At 45.5% G+C, this 17,619-nt stretch carries 15 protein-coding genes, 11 tRNA genes and 2 rRNA genes; 4 read left to right on the top strand and 24 right to left on the bottom strand.

Annotated features, from left to right (window positions below; genetic code table 11):
- Positions 1–123 (top strand): IS3 family transposase (locus GUA98_RS28945; RefSeq protein WP_193724950.1); only part of this gene is annotated, 123 nt, incomplete at its 5' end.
- Between the two features lie 122 nt (positions 124–245).
- Here GUA98_RS28945 and GUA98_RS28950 read toward each other — a convergent pair.
- Complete coding sequence (locus GUA98_RS28950) at positions 246–689, bottom strand: VOC family protein (RefSeq protein WP_153980043.1); 444 nt, start codon at positions 687–689, stop codon at positions 246–248.
- A 92-nt stretch (positions 690–781) separates the two neighbouring features.
- Here GUA98_RS28950 and GUA98_RS28955 point away from each other — a divergent pair, with 92 nt between their 5' ends.
- Positions 782–1,759: a helix-turn-helix transcriptional regulator gene (locus GUA98_RS28955; RefSeq protein WP_193725190.1), complete on the top strand. Its 978-nt coding sequence runs from the start codon at positions 782–784 to the stop codon at positions 1,757–1,759.
- Between the two features lie 14 nt (positions 1,760–1,773).
- On the opposite strand, the gene GUA98_RS28960 is transcribed toward GUA98_RS28955, so the two are convergent.
- Positions 1,774–2,136, bottom strand: coding sequence for a MerR family transcriptional regulator (locus tag GUA98_RS28960; protein ID WP_193725181.1), 363 nt, complete (start codon positions 2,134–2,136; stop codon positions 1,774–1,776).
- 120 nt (positions 2,137–2,256) lie between these two features.
- Between GUA98_RS28960 and GUA98_RS28965 the strand changes: the two genes are divergently transcribed.
- Entirely contained in the window at positions 2,257–2,907 is a 651-nt protein-coding gene (locus GUA98_RS28965) for a nitroreductase family protein (RefSeq protein WP_193725182.1), read from the top strand.
- Positions 2,908–3,236: 329 nt separating this feature from the next.
- Here GUA98_RS28965 and GUA98_RS28970 read toward each other — a convergent pair whose 3' ends face one another.
- From GUA98_RS28970 to ppc, 9 genes are all read right to left on the bottom strand, one after another.
- Positions 3,237–3,752, bottom strand: a complete 516-nt coding sequence (locus tag GUA98_RS28970) for a cysteine hydrolase family protein (protein ID WP_193725183.1) — start codon at positions 3,750–3,752, stop codon at positions 3,237–3,239.
- 199 nt (positions 3,753–3,951) lie between these two features.
- A complete protein-coding gene (glmS, locus tag GUA98_RS28975; RefSeq protein ID WP_193725184.1) occupies positions 3,952–5,784 on the bottom strand; it encodes a glutamine--fructose-6-phosphate transaminase (isomerizing) in 1,833 nt (610 codons plus the stop codon).
- A gap of 246 nt (positions 5,785–6,030) precedes the next feature.
- Complete coding sequence (locus tag GUA98_RS28980; RefSeq protein WP_193725185.1) at positions 6,031–6,210, bottom strand: hypothetical protein; 180 nt, start codon at positions 6,208–6,210, stop codon at positions 6,031–6,033.
- A gap of 315 nt (positions 6,211–6,525) precedes the next feature.
- Positions 6,526–7,866 carry a phosphoglucosamine mutase gene (glmM, locus tag GUA98_RS28985; RefSeq protein WP_095361678.1) on the bottom strand — a complete coding sequence of 447 codons (1,341 nt, stop codon included), beginning with the start codon at positions 7,864–7,866 and terminating at the stop codon, positions 6,526–6,528.
- Between the two features lie 69 nt (positions 7,867–7,935).
- Positions 7,936–9,432, bottom strand: a complete 1,497-nt coding sequence (locus GUA98_RS28990) for a YbbR-like domain-containing protein (RefSeq protein WP_193725186.1) — start codon at positions 9,430–9,432, stop codon at positions 7,936–7,938.
- Positions 9,432–10,265, bottom strand: coding sequence for a diadenylate cyclase CdaA (cdaA, locus tag GUA98_RS28995; RefSeq protein WP_095292238.1), 834 nt, complete (start codon positions 10,263–10,265; stop codon positions 9,432–9,434). The genes GUA98_RS28990 and cdaA overlap by 1 nt, the downstream gene beginning before the upstream one ends.
- A gap of 428 nt (positions 10,266–10,693) precedes the next feature.
- Entirely contained in the window at positions 10,694–11,308 is a 615-nt protein-coding gene (locus tag GUA98_RS29000) for a zf-HC2 domain-containing protein (RefSeq protein ID WP_193725187.1), read from the bottom strand.
- 133 nt (positions 11,309–11,441) lie between these two features.
- Positions 11,442–12,008 carry an RNA polymerase sigma factor SigW gene (sigW, locus tag GUA98_RS29005; RefSeq protein WP_153980049.1) on the bottom strand — a complete coding sequence of 189 codons (567 nt, stop codon included), beginning with the start codon at positions 12,006–12,008 and terminating at the stop codon, positions 11,442–11,444.
- A 259-nt stretch (positions 12,009–12,267) separates the two neighbouring features.
- Positions 12,268–15,060 (bottom strand): phosphoenolpyruvate carboxylase, encoded by a 2,793-nt coding sequence (gene ppc, locus GUA98_RS29010; RefSeq protein WP_193725188.1) that lies wholly within the window; start codon positions 15,058–15,060, stop codon positions 12,268–12,270.
- Positions 15,061–15,822: 762 nt separating this feature from the next.
- On the opposite strand from ppc, the gene GUA98_RS29015 reads away from it, so the two are divergent.
- The gene (locus GUA98_RS29015; RefSeq protein WP_193725189.1) at positions 15,823–16,104 is read left to right on the top strand and encodes a WGxxGxxG family protein; all 282 of its coding nucleotides are present in this window, start codon (positions 15,823–15,825) and stop codon (positions 16,102–16,104) included.
- A 218-nt stretch (positions 16,105–16,322) separates the two neighbouring features.
- Here the strand turns inward: GUA98_RS29015 and GUA98_RS29020 are convergent.
- From GUA98_RS29020 to GUA98_RS29080, 13 genes are all read right to left on the bottom strand, one after another.
- Positions 16,323–16,393: transfer RNA gene (locus tag GUA98_RS29020), tRNA-Gly, on the bottom strand.
- A gap of 12 nt (positions 16,394–16,405) precedes the next feature.
- Positions 16,406–16,479, bottom strand: a tRNA-Pro gene (locus GUA98_RS29025).
- Positions 16,480–16,492: 13 nt separating this feature from the next.
- A tRNA-Arg gene (locus tag GUA98_RS29030) sits at positions 16,493–16,569 on the bottom strand.
- A 9-nt stretch (positions 16,570–16,578) separates the two neighbouring features.
- Positions 16,579–16,653: transfer RNA gene (locus GUA98_RS29035), tRNA-Gly, on the bottom strand.
- A gap of 10 nt (positions 16,654–16,663) precedes the next feature.
- Positions 16,664–16,744, bottom strand: a tRNA-Leu gene (locus tag GUA98_RS29040).
- Positions 16,745–16,754: 10 nt separating this feature from the next.
- Positions 16,755–16,827, bottom strand: a tRNA-Lys gene (locus GUA98_RS29045).
- An 8-nt stretch (positions 16,828–16,835) separates the two neighbouring features.
- A tRNA-Gln gene (locus GUA98_RS29050) sits at positions 16,836–16,910 on the bottom strand.
- 10 nt (positions 16,911–16,920) lie between these two features.
- A tRNA-Val gene (locus tag GUA98_RS29055) sits at positions 16,921–16,996 on the bottom strand.
- A gap of 6 nt (positions 16,997–17,002) precedes the next feature.
- Positions 17,003–17,074, bottom strand: a tRNA-Glu gene (locus GUA98_RS29060).
- Positions 17,075–17,084: 10 nt separating this feature from the next.
- Positions 17,085–17,157, bottom strand: a tRNA-Thr gene (locus GUA98_RS29065).
- Between the two features lie 3 nt (positions 17,158–17,160).
- Positions 17,161–17,236: transfer RNA gene (locus GUA98_RS29070), tRNA-Asn, on the bottom strand.
- Positions 17,237–17,320: 84 nt separating this feature from the next.
- Positions 17,321–17,437 (bottom strand): 5S ribosomal RNA (gene rrf, locus GUA98_RS29075).
- A 73-nt stretch (positions 17,438–17,510) separates the two neighbouring features.
- Positions 17,511–17,619 (bottom strand): 23S ribosomal RNA (locus GUA98_RS29080); the annotation flags it as partial.

Raw genomic sequence — 17,619 nt, forward strand, 5'->3', positions numbered from 1 at the left:
CGAACGCTTACCGAAGCACAAAGCAAAATCGAAAAATACATCCGTTTTTATAACAGAAGGCGGCCACAACGGAAACTAAAAAAACTGACGCCGGTAGAGTACCGACGTCAGTTTGCCGCATAGGGTCTTTTTTCAATGTCTACAAAATGGGGTCTTGACCATGGTTACCAGTGGTTCTTCTTTTTTTGTTGCTTTTGATGATATTTTATTGAACCGGGCGAGCAGCCCCCGTCCTTGATTCTATGTTAGAAATCGTGCACCGTCACACAGAGCTGAATTGCAATACCGAACGGATCACGCACAATCCCGTAACCTGGGCTAAATTCATTTTGTTCGTAAGGCACGAGCACTTTCACGTCCTCATGTTGCACAAGAGAGGTATACAGCTGATCCATCGTAGTTTTATCCTTGGATTGAATACATAGCGATGTACTGTTTCCGAGCTGCCACGGTCTCTCCGGATCCATTGCCTCCTCTGCAATCATGATCTTGTTTACCCCAATCTCCAGCACCGAATGTGTAATATACTCATCTTGGCCTGCAGGGTATTCGAAGCCCGGGTTCATTTCCTTCATCTCTTTATAACTTTTCTTAAAAAGCACTTTGGCCCCCAGAACCTTCTCGTAAAATGCGATGGCTGCTGCCGCATCCCCGTTCATCGACAAAAATGGGATCACTTCAAAATTCATTATCGTTTGCCTCCTTGGTTCGATTGGATTACACTTATCATCATAACAACAAAAGGTGCCAACACATGGCACCATTGAAAGGTTTTTTTACGATGAAAAAATCAGAACGCATGAACCAGATGCTGCGCTTTATTAATCAAAAACAGCTGTTTACCCTGCAGGATCTCATGCAGGAGTTTCAGATCTCCAAGCGAACCGCGATCAGAGACATCGCCTCACTCGAAGAACTCGGTGCACCCATCTATGCCGAGTACGGGAGGTACGGTGGTTATCGTCTGCTTCAACAGATGCAGCTGCCCCCCATATCGTTTAATACGGGAGAGCTTCGTGCCCTTTATTTTGCCATGCAGGCCCTTCGGAGTTTCTCTAACCTGCCCTTTCAGGCTACCTTCCGTTCGATTCATGAGAAATTCATAAGCGCATTATCCGATAAGCAGCGTCTGGAAATCCAGAACATACAGCATCGGGTTTCGTTCAAACATACGGAGCAAATTAAGGATAGTGAGAACCTGGAGTTTCTATTGATGTCCGCCGTACAGAATACAGTGATACAGATTGTTTATCAAAATGTTCGCACGAGCAGACATACCAAGAGCTCGTCTTCAAACGTAACCAGCTCCAATGTACGCACCATCCAGCCCATTGCCCTTTATGCGATGAGAGGCTACTGGTATTGCCAGGCATATGACCTGCACAAGCAAGCGTACCGCGTATTCCGATGTGACCGAATATCATCACCCCAACTAACGGATATCGCACCCTTGGATCATATCAAGGAGTTGAATCTCCAGGATGCCCATTCGCTCTGGAAGCCATCCGAACAAGCCATCCCCTTTCAATGCAACATCAATGAAGCGGGAATAGAGCTATTTCACCAGGAACACTTCCCATCCATGAAACTCGAAATGTATGCGGAACATACCTATCTTGTTGGTTCGTATGAACCTCATGAGCTTGAATTTATCATTCGTTATCTTGCGGGCTATGGCAAATCCATTCAGATCATGAAGCCAGCCAGCTTGAAGGAAGCACTGAGACAATATTATCTGGATTTGCTGGAGCATGTTTGATTTGAAGTGATCTATTACTTTCCGAATCCATCCTCACAGGTAATATCCGTCTCAAGGATGTCATACAGATTTTGTTTAGCGTGTTCCAGCTTCTTCTGAATTTCTTCAATTTCGGATATCTTATCCTGAAGAATGCTTCTCTGTTCATTTCGTGAAAATCCGGCTTTGGAGATCATGGATTGAATATCCTGAATCGTAAAGCCAACAGCCAAGCTTTGCTTCACCACATCCAGATGCTGCACGATGCCTGAATCATATACCCGGTAGTTATTCTGGTCTCTCAGAACATAATCATCCGTGATAATCCCCATCTTTTCATAGTAACGGATCGTTGATATAGGAAGGTTTACTTGTTTTGCTACTTCACTAATTTTCATATGGATCGCCCCTCTTCGTGCTCTTGCTATAAAGTATACTTCATAGTTTACACTCCTCATAGTGAGTCGGATGAAAGCCTGAATCCAGTCACGCAAATATGATCGAGGAGAGATAACGATATGGATACAACTACTGGCCAATCTAACAGAACAAATGATTTTGATAACATCGTCCTGGAACGTCGTTCCGTTAAAGTTTACAACCCCGAGGTGAAAATCAGCCGTGAGGAATTGAGTGAGATATTGGCGAAGGCTTCCCGGGCCCCCTCTGCCATTAACATGCAACCCTGGCGTTTCCTTGTTATCGACAGTGCTGAAGGAAAAGAGAAGCTTGCCCCACTGGCCTCTTTCAACCAAACACAGGCTCTTACCTCATCAGCAGTTATTGCTGTATTTTACGATGCCGAGAACATAGCGTATATGGACGAGATTTTCAGTAAATCAGTCGAATTGGGATACATGCCGCAGGATATCAAGGAAATGCAGATACAGCAGGCAAAACCTTATTATGCCAGCATGAGCCCATCTGAGCTGCGTGACATGAATCTCATTGACTCAGGCCTTATTAGTATGCAGCTCATGCTCGTTGCCCGTGCCCACGGATATGATACCAATCCCATGGCCGGTTATGATAAAGAGCGAATTGCCGAAGTCTTTGGCCTGGACAAAGAACGTTTTCAACCCGTGATGCTGATTTCCATAGGCAAAGCTGTCAAAGATGGACATCCTTCCTATCGCCTCCCGGTTGATACGATTACCACTTGGGCATAATCAAAACCTGTTCACAAGAGTGATAAGAGGATGGCTTCCGTAAGTGATAGTACGTTTGTCTCAAAGCTATATTAGGAGCTTTAACTGACCGGCCAAACCTTAAAGGCATAAACAGTATGTACTGATATTCAAACAAAGAAAAACAGCTTATTGTTGGATAACAAAAAGGGTCCTATGACAGTATTTAATGCCATCAGGACCCTTTACTACATTACAATTACTTAGATTAATGTTATTAACTCTTACATATATTTACACTCGACTGATTAATGCTAATGTAGTGATTATATACTATGCGCGTTTTTTACGACTCATCATCTATCCAACTTCTACAGTTCATCATCTATCCAATTCAAAAATCGATCCCCCCATATGTGTTCATAAAAGGAAATGGTCTGTTTTGCAGATATCCATCGATTATCTAAAGTAGAGGTTGCATTATGTATCATGTAGTTTTCGTATCCCAGCCCATGAGCAAATTTAATCGTAGCATCCATACAATATTCGGTTTGCGCTCCGCAAAACTCAATACGGTTTACAGTGAATTGGTCCAAGAGGCTTTTCAGGTTGGTGTTATAAAATGAATTCGCATGTATTTTCCGCACAAAAACGTCTTGCTCTTGAACATCCAGATCGGAATGAATAGCCCATGGTTCCTCTCCAGGCACTAATTCTTCATCACCGTGCTGAACAAAAATGATGGGTTTATCTAATTTTCTATACTTAGCAATTCTCCGATTGACTCTATCGAGTAAATTCGGCAACTCATACAATTGGTTCTCACCACTGTAACATACGCCATTTTGTAGATCGATCACAATCAACACATCTGCACAAGTCGCCATCATTTTACCTCTTTCATCTTGGAATATGTTTATCTAAATTGATCGGATGATGAAAAAACTTATGTTCAGTATACTGGATAACAAAAAAAGATGATATGACCAAGTCATATCATCTTTTTTACTAACAATTACATTAGTTTAGGATTTCATGAATACCATTCACTACTCTTATCCATTATCGAAACGAACGATTTACCTCTTACTCAACCGTTACGCTTTTCGCCAGGTTACGTGGTTTATCCACATCGTGACCCAGTGCCAGGGAAGCGTAGTATGCCAGCAATTGCAATGCAACTACGGACAACGCCGGGCTGAGCAGTGGCAGTGTCTTAGGAATCGCAAACGCTTGGTCTACGGATTTCAGCAAGCTTGCTACGTGCTCTTCATACGTAATTGCCAGTACATCCGCACCACGTGCTTTTACTTCCTTGATGTTGCTCACTGTTTTCTCAAGTACGTTCTCTTGTGTTGCCAAGGCAATAACAGGAATACCGTCTTCGATCAATGCCAGTGTACCGTGTTTCAACTCACCTGCAGCGTATGCCTCAGAGTGGATGTAAGAGATCTCTTTCAGTTTCAACGATCCTTCTTGAGCTACCGCATAATCGAGACCACGGCCAATGAAGAAGAGATGTTGATGTTTGGAGATTTGCTCTGCGTATCCTTTGATCGCATCCGCTTGCTCCAGCATGGACTCCACTTGCTCTGGCAATGCCTGCATTGCAACCAGGGTGTGTGCAATCTCTTCTGCTGTTTGTGTACCGCGCACTTGTGCAAGGTACAGACCAAGCAAGTTAAATGCGATCAACTGTGATGTATATGCTTTGGTGGAAGCAACCGCGATTTCCGGTCCTGCCAGTGTTGCAATCACATCATCTGCATCACGTGCAATGGAGCTGCCCACTACGTTCGTGATTGCCAGTACATGTGCACCATTGGATTGTGCTTCGCGCAGTGCAGCAAGCGTATCCGCAGTTTCACCAGATTGGCTTACCACGATAACGAGTGTATCTTTGCCCACGATTGGGGAACGATAGCGGTACTCGGAAGCAACATCCGTTTCAACCGGAATACGTACCAATTGCTCAATTACTGTACGTCCAACGAGACCTGCATGGTACGCAGTACCACATGCAATGATTTGAACGTTACGAATATTTTTAATTTGTTCTTCAGTCATTTTCAACTCAGGAAGTTGAACCTTTTTGCTTTCATTGTCGATGCGACCCAGCATGGTATCACGGTATGCTTTTGGTTGCTCATGAATTTCTTTCAACATGAAGTGCTCGAATCCGCCTTTTTCTGCAGTTACAGCATCCCAATCGACACGAATCATTTCCCGAGAAATAAAGTTGCCTTCAAACGTCATCAATTCGACAGCATCATGTGTCAAAACAGCCATTTCACCATCATTCAGAATGTACACGTTACGTGTGTGTTCCAGAATTGCCGGGATGTCGGAACCAATGAAGTTCTCGCCTTCACCAATACCAATAATCAATGGACTTGCTTGACGCACAGCTACGAGTTTCTCCGGCTCATGCTCTGTCAATACACCCAGTGCGAATGCACCACGCAACAATGTGGTCACTTTTTGCACTGTTTTAACGATATCACCATTGTATTCACGTGCAATTAGGTGAGAGATAACTTCAGTATCTGTCTCGGAAGTGAACGTATGACCTTGAGAGATCAGTTCATCCTTCAGTTCGAGATAGTTCTCGATGATCCCGTTGTGAACAACAGAGAACTTCTGGCTTCCATCCGTGTGTGGATGGGAGTTCTCATCCGATGGTTTACCATGAGTTGCCCAACGTGTGTGTCCGATTCCGGCATTACCTACCAGTGGTGCTCCATCCAGCTTGGCTTCAAGGTTCGCAAGACGACCAAGAGCTTTCGTGATTTGCAGACCTTCCGGTGTGAATACCGCGATACCTGCAGAATCATAACCACGATACTCGAGCTTTTTCAATCCTTCGACCAATACCGATTGAGTGTTCTTATTACCAATATATCCAACAATACCGCACATAGTTTAGTTCCTCCGTTTGTATATGAATACTGTGTCACGAAGAGAAACAGGCTGTCGCGGCATATCGAAAAAATGAATGATTGCCTAAATGTATCATGAATACCAGTTACCTATTCAATTATCAATGATCAGACCGGCCTCTTGCCGCTCTTCAGTCATCATAAGATGTTATGAATGCAATCATGAATGTACATCATTTTTCCGTCCGCGCACCTATTTTGCTCTTCGCGCACATTCATTTGAATTTTAGTTTACTCCTGCACCTACCGGCGCGTTGTGTGGACAGTCACCCATCCATTTTCCGCAATCCGGTTTACGGCTATGGTGCATCACCGGGAGGTCCCCGCCGAACAATCCGAACACCTCCACCTCGTCAGCTTGATTGCCGTCGATCCTGATCAGTGAATCTTGAGTTCCAAGATCCATACCGCTTCAGAATCCTTCCCGCGCAACTTCAAGCTCTGGCGCTTGTGTAACTAATACCTTACGATCCTCACTTTCTGTGTCTGAATGACGACTCCACTCATTATATGCACGTCAGGTTCATTTTGCAATGGAGCAAAGTACCTGTGACCAAATCAGCATATTTACCCACAATCCCGACCGGATTATCAGACCTTAGGCCTTGCCAGTCGGGACGCGGGTTTACTGTTCTTGCTTCAAGCATATACCCTTTATTATAACATTCTATGATGGCCATCCCACAGTGGGAATGTGTACACAAAATGTATATCTAAGGTGTTAAACCAGTTCCTTTTGCACCACGTCTGCGATCTGGGATACAAACTGCTCCAGTTCACCTTTATCTGGTCCTTCTGCCATAACACGAATCAGAGATTCTGTACCAGACGCACGAACAAGAACACGTCCATTATCACCAAGCTGCTGTTCTACTGTAGCAATAGCCTGCTCGATTGCAGCATTACCTTCGTATTTGCTCTTGTCTTCCACACGTACGTTGACCAGAACCTGTGGGTATTGAGTCATTAGTGATTTCAGATCACTCAGTTTCTTGCCCGATGCTTTGAGGGTATCCACGAGTTGAATAGCTGTCAGCATGCCATCTCCGGTTGTATTGTAATCCAGGAAAATAACATGGCCGGACTGCTCACCACCCAGATTATACCCACCGCGGCGCATCTCCTCCATCACATAGCGGTCGCCCACAGCCGTTTTAGCTGTTTTCAGTGCAAGCTTCTCCGTCGCTTTATAAAATCCGATGTTACTCATGACGGTGGATACCACTGTACTGTCTTTTAGCTTGCCCGCACGATTCATTGCATCACCACAGATGCACAGAATGAAGTCTCCATCGACCTCTGCGCCCGTTTCATCAATAGCAATCAGACGATCCGCATCTCCATCAAAAGCTAGACCCAGATCCGCTTTATGTTTAAGCACTTCTTGCTTCAGATGCTCCGGGTGTGTGGAACCACATTGCTCATTGATATTCAGGCCGTTGGGCTCAGCACCAATTGCAATGACTTCCGCCCCAAGCTCTGCAAACAATTTAGGTGCAAGCTCATAAGCTGCTCCGTTAGCACAATCGAGTACAATTTTAAGTCCAGAGAACGACTCGGTTACGGTTGTTTTCAGGTATTCGAGATAACTGTAGCGCGATTGCTCATCTACCGTTACGGTACCCAATCCGCCGCCAACAGGACGTGGCAATTGATCCGTTTCAGCATCCATCAGTTCTTCGATCCGGTTCTCCGTCTCGTCAGATAATTTGAAACCGTCCCCGCCAAAAAACTTGATTCCGTTATCTTCTACCGGATTATGGGAAGCCGAAATCATGACTCCTGCGTCGGCTTTAAGCAAACGAGTAATATAGGCCACTCCCGGAGTGGATACAACGCCCAGACGGATGACATCTGCACCGATGGACAGTAGACCTGCAACCAGCGCAGATTCCAGCATCAGTCCCGAGATCCGGGTATCCATCCCGATAACCACTTTGGGTCTCTCTACGCCGCCAGCAAGCACGTAACCGCCACATCGACCGATGCTGTAAGCCAGCTCCGCCGTTAATTCTTTATTGGCAACACCTCTTACACCGTCTGTACCAAAATATTTCCCCATGATCTAACTCCTTTTATTCGCATCATATAAGAGCATCAAATAGTTATTTTATCAAATCAATCTGAATCATTACGGATTCGAGCCATTGGTACCGCCGCTACCGCTGCTGTTACCCGAGTTCCCTTTATTCGTTGCATTACCTTGCTGGGTTTGCTGCTCCTGATTTTCCGTATTCGATTCTGTCGTTTCCCCTTCATCAGGTGCAGGATCCGTTTCTCCGTTCTCCACTTCTGCAGGCGAAGGCTCCGGCCCGGCATTTCCTTCATCCGTGGGCTCTTCGCTTGGGGGAACCGTCGTATCCTCTGCTTTTTCACTGATCTTGACTGTAGCGCTCAAGGGAGTAGAGGTACCATCCAGCTCAGCAAATCGGGGTAATTCAGCATCCAGCTTCACATCATGTGTCCCGGCGGCAAGCCCCTGAAGATCTGCCGTCAGCTTGATATCCTCGCCACTCAGACCTTCAAGCATACTCGGAGAACCCTTCAGTGTAAGATTTACACCGCCGCTCTTTGGCGTGACCAGTGCAGCTTCCAAACCGTTCCCCACACCCGTAAGGGTTATGGGGACATTGGGAAAGACCTTTGTTGTCTCCTCTGTCTCATCATAAGGTGACACAGTAACCTTGATCTGAATCGAACTAGGCTCGATTTTCTCAAAACCCGAAGGCGGCGTCAAGTCCACGTTAACTGTCGATGTACCGGCCTCTTCAAATTGTGTCAGATCCAAGGTAACTTGGTCGTAGGCCTGTATACCCGCAAGCGCCTCATCCGTACCGTAAACCGAGACTTCTTTCACGCTTGGTTCCACACTGGACAGTACCAATCCCTCCGGCAGCTGTCCTGAATATTTGATTCTTAAGGGTACTGATTTATAGGGCTGATTAACCGGAATGCGAACTTCAACGGTCTGCGGCGTAATGACTGCATTTTCAAGTACTTTGCCTTCTGCATCATATGCCTGCAGTTTCACCCTTTTCTGCGTTACATCATCTTTTGCATCCTTCACACTCACACTGCCCTGTACCTTCGCTACAGCGTCCAACTGCCCTTCGGGAAGAGTTACCTTAACCGGACCCGTTGGCTCAACGACAGGCGTCCCAAGGCTGTAACCAGCGGATGGATCTCCTTCGGGTACAATATTCACATTGAAGGATTTGGTGCCCAATTTTTCAACATTGACTGTAACCATGGAAGGCTCCATGCTAACCACCTCGACGCCAGAAGGCAGATCGGGAACGAGCGGCAGCGTATTGGAGCCATCTTTGACCTGGCTCAGGTCAACGAGTACCTTATAATCATCATTTGTAAATATGGAAGTTAACATGGAACGCTGTCCTTTGATCTCCAGTCGCACCTCATCCGTACTTAATGAAGTGAGCACATACGAGTTGCTGTCAAGGCCATAAGGCTGAACAGGTACGGTACGCTCTACTACCTTGTTGGTTGTACCTGTAGCAATCGTTGGCGTGGTAGGAACTTCATCCAGATGAATCATAAACCAGAGCAGCAAACTTACTGCAAGCGCAAGGATTTTGGCAAAGTTATTATTGTTGAACCATTTATCCATTACTTCGTTCCCCCCTTCCGTTTCCAGAAAGAAGTCCAGTTATTCTTTTTATTTAAATTGGATGTTGGACGAAGCTCTTCATATAACTTGGCAATCAGCGACTCTTCCTTAATGTCACGAACGACCTGTCCATTCATCGCCAGCGATACTTGTCCAGTCTCCTCCGAGACAACCAGACAGATTGCATCGGCTACCTCCGTAATACCAATTGCGGCACGGTGGCGTGTTCCAAGTTCCTTGCTAATAAACGGATTCTCGGATAAAGGCAAATAACATGCCGCTGCAGAGATCTGTTTGCCTTGGATAATCACAGCCCCATCATGGAGCGGTGTATTTGGGATAAAGATATTGATCATCAGTTCCGAGCTAACCAACGATTGCATCTGAATTCCGGATTCGGTGTAATCGTTCAGGCCCGTTTCTCGTTCGAAGACCACAAGTGCACCAATTTTACGACGGGACAAATAATTCACAGACTTAATAATCTCGCCAATTAACACCGTTAATTCTTCATCGCTGGCTGCTGTGGAGCGTCCGAACAATTTACCACGTCCCAGCTGCTCCAGACCGCGGCGCAGTTCCGGTTGAAATATAATAAAGACGGCTACCACACCAAATGTAAACATCTGGTTCATGAGCCATTTGAGTGTATACAGGTTTAGCCATGTGCTTAGTGCCCAGATCACCACAAGGAACAGAATGCCCTTGAGCAGCTGTACTGCACGTGTACCCCGTACAAGTAAAATCAGTTTGTACATAATATAGGTAACAATCAATATATCGATAACGTCCTTAATGGACTCTTTCCACGTTAAGTCAGCAAAATAGTTCATAAGCTAGCCCCCGCTATCCCCATTGATGAGTAAACCCTGATCTCATATTAACCCATTAGGATTTTATGTAATCCCTGGTCTTAGCTTTTGCACATCCGACACAGACAAGCCTCCGGCCGTATAAGTTGGAGGGAAAGAGTGTTCCCCGGTACAACAATATATAGACGAATATAACCAGTTCATTCTATATCTTGCCGCTTGGAAGACCGCCTTTGGATAGATGCAAAATGCTTTTCTATATGTAGTAGTATGTTCTCTTTAGTATCTAGGTTATAACGATAACGTTCAGGTTGCAAGTTACGGCAGTCACAAACTGCGCAGAAACAACACAAATACCAAAAATTACAATCTTACCAATAAAAAAAGAGTACCCCATGCATACTGGAGGTACCCTGCTTGGTATATACCATTGAAGAATTCACCCTGTGCTAGCGGTAAGCCACTTCATTCACCATATTGGTTATTTTGTACCAGAACCAGTCCAGCGCCTGATCAATGCTTTTCACCTGACCGGAAATATGCGCCGTCGAAGCTTGATACAGTTGTCCGTCGATCACCGTCAGATTGCCATCTACATCACCATATACCTGGGCGGTACCATTCTCTATCGTAAGATCGCCCGCAATTGACTTGCCTTGAGGAACAATTACCGTGTTTCCTTCAATGACGATCTGGTCCAGATTATTCCCCTTAACGACCATTTCGTTATTCTGATCCCAGAAGCTCCAAGCGCTAAAGAGCATCACGACCAAAAAGAAGGCTGCCGCCGTCAGCGCGGGATGTCCTTTGACCCATTTGAGCCATACCTGTTGTCTCTTGGGCTGTGGCAGAGCATTCATAATACGATTGGTCAGCTCATCCGAGGCAGACGGTGAATAACGTTTCATGGCAAAGAGCAGCATTTCCGTCTGTTCCAACTCTTTAAAGCGCATGCGACACTCCGGACAGGTAACAAGGTGACCTTTCAGTTCTACCTTCTGGGCCGGGGACAACGACTCATCCAAACATTCATGCATTAAAGAGACGGCCGAGTTGCAATCCATATGAGAGCCAATCCTTTCTTAGATCACTTAGTCCATGCATCTTCAAATACAACGCATAAGACTTGCATACATTACATACGCATCCGTTTCGGATATGTTTCAAATAATTTCGCCTAAAAAAATTGAAATGGATTTACAGCTTATATTCCAGTTTTTTACGCAAAAAGTCACGGCCCCGGTGCACACGTGTTTTGATCGTTGTTACGGGCATGCCTGTGACATCACTAATTTCCTGCAGCGACAAGTCCTGTAAATATCTCAAAATCATGACGGACTTATACTTGGCCGGCAGACTGTCTATAGCCTCACGAATGAGCGTCTGAGTTTCTGACAATAGTGCTTCGCTCTCTGGTGTACGATCATCACTCGGAAGCATGGAATAACCATCGGATCCTTCCTGATCATTCAACTCGGCATCCAAAGAGTAAGATGGTTTCTTTCTCCGTAAACGGTCGATACACAAGTTGGTTGCAATCCGGTAAATCCAGGTTGAAAACTTCTGGTTCGGATCATATTTCTCCATATTACGAAACACACGCAAAAACGTCTCCTGTACAACGTCTTCAGCTTCATGACGATTGTTCAGCATCCGGTATGCCAAATGAAATAGCTTGTCCTTGTATAGTTCTACGATTTCTGCAAAGGCCCGCTGATCACCCTTTAGGACCAGCTTAACCAGCCTGTTCTCCAAATTGTCCACCTTTATTCCCCCAGACATGCTGATGGGTCTTCCGCCTTCTGATACCCGTCCACACTTGTAATTCACCAATCAAATCGTAAATCAACTTTGGTCAAAAATCAAGACTGTGCCGGAAAATATCCACCAAAAACAGTAAAAACGGGAACTCCTACTGGAGTCCCGTTTCATCTCTCACACAAGATTGCGAAGAGAACCGTGCATTTTATTGTCCAATTCCATTAACTATTCACTACATGAATCATATGGGTCAAGTAATGCATCAGCCTGTATTGCGGAGTCCTGCAGCAATACCGTTAATCGTCAGCAGCACTTCACGCAGCAATTCGGTATCATCTTCCCCGCGCTCACGCATGTCTCTCAGCTCGCTAAGCAGCTGCACCTGCATATAGGACAATGGATCAACGTAAGGATTACGCAAACGAATCGATTCCTGAATTACCGGTACATCATCCAAAATCTCTTCTTCTCCGGTAATTTTCAGAATCAGCTCTTTTGTCAGTTTGAATTCAGACTCAATCTGACCATAGATACGATCACGCGCTTCCTTGTTGGAGGCCATTGCGGAATATTCTTTGGCAATTACAAGATCTGCCTTGGCAATAGCCATCTGTACCGTATCAATAAGTGTACGGAAGAATGGGAAGTTGGCATACATGTCTTTGAGGACAGCCAAATTTTCCTCTTTATTCTGGTAGTAGCTTTGCAATCCTGTTCCAGCTGCATACCATGCAGGGAGAAGGTAGCGGCTTTGAGTCCAGGCAAATACCCATGGAATTGCTCTCAGGTCTTCGAATTTATCACTGTTTTTCCGTTTGGATGGTCTTGAACCAATGTTGAGCTCTCCGACCTCCGGCAGCGGTGTTGATTCCTTGAAGAATTTGAAGAAGTCCGGATCACGGAAGATCAAATCTTGATACTTCGTGAGAGATACCTCGGAAATATCCTTGATGATGCTATCCCAGTGTTGTTCAGAGACTGATTCTTGTGGCTCCATTCCGTTCAGGGCAGCTGTGAGCAATGCCGATGTCGCCTGCTCCAGACTGCGGTAAGCAATACCTTGAAGGGAATATCGGGATGAGATGACTTCGCCCTGCTCGGTAATCTTGATTCCCCCACCAATTGTATGAGGTGGTTGTGCAAGAATACTGCGGTTAAGCGGCATGCCTCCACGTCCCAATGCACCGCCACGACCATGGAAGAACTTCAGCTTGACGCCATGCTTATTACCCACAGCAGTAATGGCGTTCATGGCTACCCGAAGCTCCCAGTTAGCCGTTACCACTCCGCCATCCTTGTTGCTGTCTGAATAACCAAGCATGATTTCATGCAGCTCATTCCGGGCAGCTACGCTTGCGCGGTATACCGGAAGATTGAAGAGCTTTTGCATGATGTCAGAAGCTGCATGAAGGTCATCAATCGTTTCAAACAGTGGCACAGCCTGAAGTGTCGAAATAATCTCTCCGCCCTGTCCTTTACGGAACAATCCTACTTCCTTGGCAAATACCATGACTTCCAGCAGATCACTTGCTCCCTGCGTCATACTGATCAGATAACTTGTAATACATCCTGTACCAAACTCGCTCTGTGCACGTTTGATTGTACGGAATACATCCAGACATTCTTTTGTTCCCTCACTATACTGGTGATATGGAGAAGTCAATGGACGTGGATCCTCGAGCAGGCGAGCCAGCAAATCAATTTTACCGTCCTCTGTCAGACGAGCATAATCTTCAACAATGTTCATCTTCGCCAAAATTTCGGCCATCGCATTCTCATGTTCCTGACTATGCTGACGAACATCCAGCGCAGCCGTGTGGAATCCGAAAAGCTCCACTTGGCGAATCATTTTGCGAACCGTCGTATCCGCTACATAATCTGCAAAATGATGGCGCAGGCTGCGGTCAATAATCATCAGATCATCGATCAATTCCTGAGCGCTGTCATAACGGTCCGGCTGTCCGACTTTATTTTCATCAAGTACATTATTCATTTTGGCAATCATGTATGCCAGTTTGATCCGATAAGGTTCTTTCTCATTACGCCAAATGTCTACTTTTTTCAAAGTGACACAGCTGCGGTCCTGCTCAATGGATTGAGCCAATTCATCCGACACGTGGATGATGTTCGTACTGAAGCTGAGATGCCCCATGAGCTCAATCATAATCCGCTGATATTCACGCAAAGCGAGCTTGCGCTGCATCAACAGCGTCTGCCACGTTACATCTGAAGTTACCGAAGGATTTCCGTCCCGGTCTCCACCGATCCAGGAACCGAAGCGCAAATACGTCGGCACATGCCAGTCGTGGTCAGGATAAAATTTATTCAGGCAGCGTTCAAGCTCCTGATATACATCCGGAAGTACGTGGAACAACGTTTCGTGAAAATAATACATTCCGTTCCGTACCTCATCCAGTACAGTCGGTTTGCGGTCGCGAAGCTCATCTGTCTGCCAGAGTGTAATAACTTCGTTCAGCAGTTTCTCCCGCAATTGTTCACGTTCACGCAACGTCAGCGTAGGATTATCAAGCAGCATGACATCTTCAGATATCCGTTTGTGGATATCCAAAATAACCCGGCGCATAGCCTCGGTTGGGTGAGCTGTCATAACCAGTTCCAGCGACAATTCGTCCAGAATCTGCTCGACTTCGGTATGAGACAATCCGCGTTCCTTCAGATCCTGTACGGCCTTCTCGATCGAACCAGGCTGTACTGCATCCCCTGCAGATCGTTCATAATCCCGTTTACGCCGGATCCGATGGTTTTGTTCAGCAATATTAACTAATTGAAAATAAATTGCAAAAGCTCGAATGACCTGGTGACGATTTTCAGAATCTAATTCCTGGATCATCGTTTTGAACTCTGTATACAGTTCAGGCAAAAATTCTGCACGCAACGATTTGCTCGTTTCCCGAATTTTCTCAACGATATCGAGAAGCTCCGTGCCCCCTTGATGGACAAGAACTTCTCCGAGTATATTGCCCAGGAACCGCACGTCTCGCCGGAGCAGGTTGTTAGATTGGCTTTTGCTGGCGGTTACCATAGTTTCAGTCATGCTTATCCTCCCATCTGATCGTTCACATTCGTACACGTAAATTTGACACCTTCATAACATCATACAATAAAATGGTACGAAAATCTTTATTTTTCTATTAGTAAAAAAGGGGATTATCCCCGATTTTCCGCACAAAAACGCACTTTATTATTCATTTTCTTAATTTGCTTCATTTAATGAGCAAAAGCTTGTCGCATGATACCTTTTTCACATGCTCTATATAAACAAATATCTTATACATATTCGTTATAATTTATAAATATACAGCAGCGTTAAATATACTCATACAGAAGAGTATAATATCATTTCCATGATTTATGCAGTTCAATTCCCATGCAAAAACATGACCGGCAAAGCAAGCTTTTGTATACTTTACCACAGTGATGTAATAAATTAAAGTATCAATTTAAAAATTATTATCATTTGCTACCTCCCCTTATGGAAACAACAAGTTAGAGGCTTTAAACGAAGTTGATTTGTGATGTAACCAAGCCAGATTTAATGCCTAATTATGTGCTTAAATGCATTTCAATGATCAAAATAGTTTCTTTAAGCTGTTTTAAATGATTCTTCATTAAAGTCCATCCTGGATTCCAAAGGTTTGAGGGTAAATCGATTCCTTGGCTAGCCAATATTGGTGGGCTATTTTATGCAGCATGATCACTTATGCCAGAGGGATATTTTAACGTAAGAACAATTACATAATTTCATTTAGTAAAAGGCAGATTAGATATAGTTCAAACAAAAAGGAGGCGACATCTAATGAAGAAAAAGGTATCTACAATTATTGCTTCTACACTTCTGGTGGCAGCATTGGCTGGACCTGCCGCTGCGAATGGTTCAGCAACCCAAGGTATGGATCAAAACCGTGGAACACAAATGAACAGCACAAACTACAACACGGGTGACTACCGTACGAACAATGTTCGTGCAAATGCTGCGACTGACCGAGACAATGATATGGACTGGGGCTGGCTCGGTTTGCTCGGACTCCTCGGCTTAGCAGGTATGCGTAGAAAAGTTTCTGACCGTCACGAACGTTAATAGCTATACGAAGGTTCCTAAACGCTACTAAAGTGTTTAGAAGCCCTTTTAGCCTGTCTCATTGGATGTATTAAATGAGGTACAGAGCACAAGAAGCCAAGACCTTCTACACATGGAGGCCTTGGCTTCTTCTTACGTTTTTATACAATTCCCTAAACGTTGTCTCATAGAAAAAAGCAGTCTCTACATGATGTAGAGGCTGCTCTTAAAATCATATAAGCGGGTGATGGGAATCGAACCCACGCTATTAGCTTGGAAGGCTAAAGTTCTACCATTGAACTACACCCGCGTAATTATAAAATCGGGATGACACGATTTGAACATGCGACCCCCTGGTCCCAAACCAGGTGCTCTACCAAGCTGAGCTACATCCCGATATTGATGATAATGGCGCGCCCTGAGAGATTCGAACTCCCGGCCTTTTGATTCGTAGTCAAACGCTCTATCCAGCTGAGCTAAGGGCGCATATGTTATTGGAGCGGACGACGGGAATCGAACCCGCGACCCTCGCCTTGGCAAGGCGATGCTCTACCGCTGAGCCACGTCCGCTTATAAAGGATGCGCGTGGAGGGACTTGAACCCCCACGTCAAAGACGCTAGATCCTAAGTCTAGTGCGTCTGCCAATTCCGCCACACGCGCATGTAACAAGTGAGCCATGAAGGACTCGAACCTTCGACACCCTGATTAAAAGTCAGGTGCTCTACCAACTGAGCTAATGGCTCTTAATAAATGGCTGGGGATATAGGATTTGAACCTATGCATGACGGAGTCAAAGTCCGTTGCCTTACCGCTTGGCTAATCCCCAATAATAAAGATGGTGGAGGCTGAGGGGCTCGAACCCCCGACCCTCTGCTTGTAAGGCAGATGCTCTCCCAGCTGAGCTAAGCCTCCATCCTATGACCCGTAGGGGATTCGAACCCCTGTTACCTCCGTGAAAGGGAGGTGTCTTAACCCCTTGACCAACGGGCCCCATTTCCAAAGCTCTCAACCGGGATCGAACCGGTGACCTCATCCTTACCATGGATGCACTCTACCTACTGAGCTATGAGAGCAAATGGCTCCCCGAACAGGACTCGAACCTGTGACAACTCGATTAACAGTCGAGTGCTCTACCAACTGAGCTATCAGGGAATAATATGCATTTGCAGGGCAAATGCAATTCATCGTACAACGCTAACATGCAGAGCCTGTTTTCTATGTAAGATGAAAGAGTTCGCTTGGCAGCGTCCTACTCTCCCAGGACCCTTCGGTCCAAGTACCATCGGCGCTAGAGGGCTTAACGGTCGTGTTCGGGATGGGTACGTGTGGAACCCCTCCGCCATCGCCACCAAACGATGCTGCTACGCTCAGAGATCATTCTCTGAAAACTAGATTCGAAACGAAATTTGCGACTAGAACCTGCAATTTGGATAAGCCCTCGACCGATTAGTACTGGTCAGCTCCATGCATTACTGCACTTCCACCCCCAGCCTATCTACCTCGTCGTCTTCAAGGGGTCTTACATACTGGGAAAT

The organism is Paenibacillus sp. P13VS, from assembly GCF_015143645.1.
Lineage (GTDB): Bacteria > Bacillota > Bacilli > Paenibacillales > Paenibacillaceae > Paenibacillus > Paenibacillus xylanilyticus_A.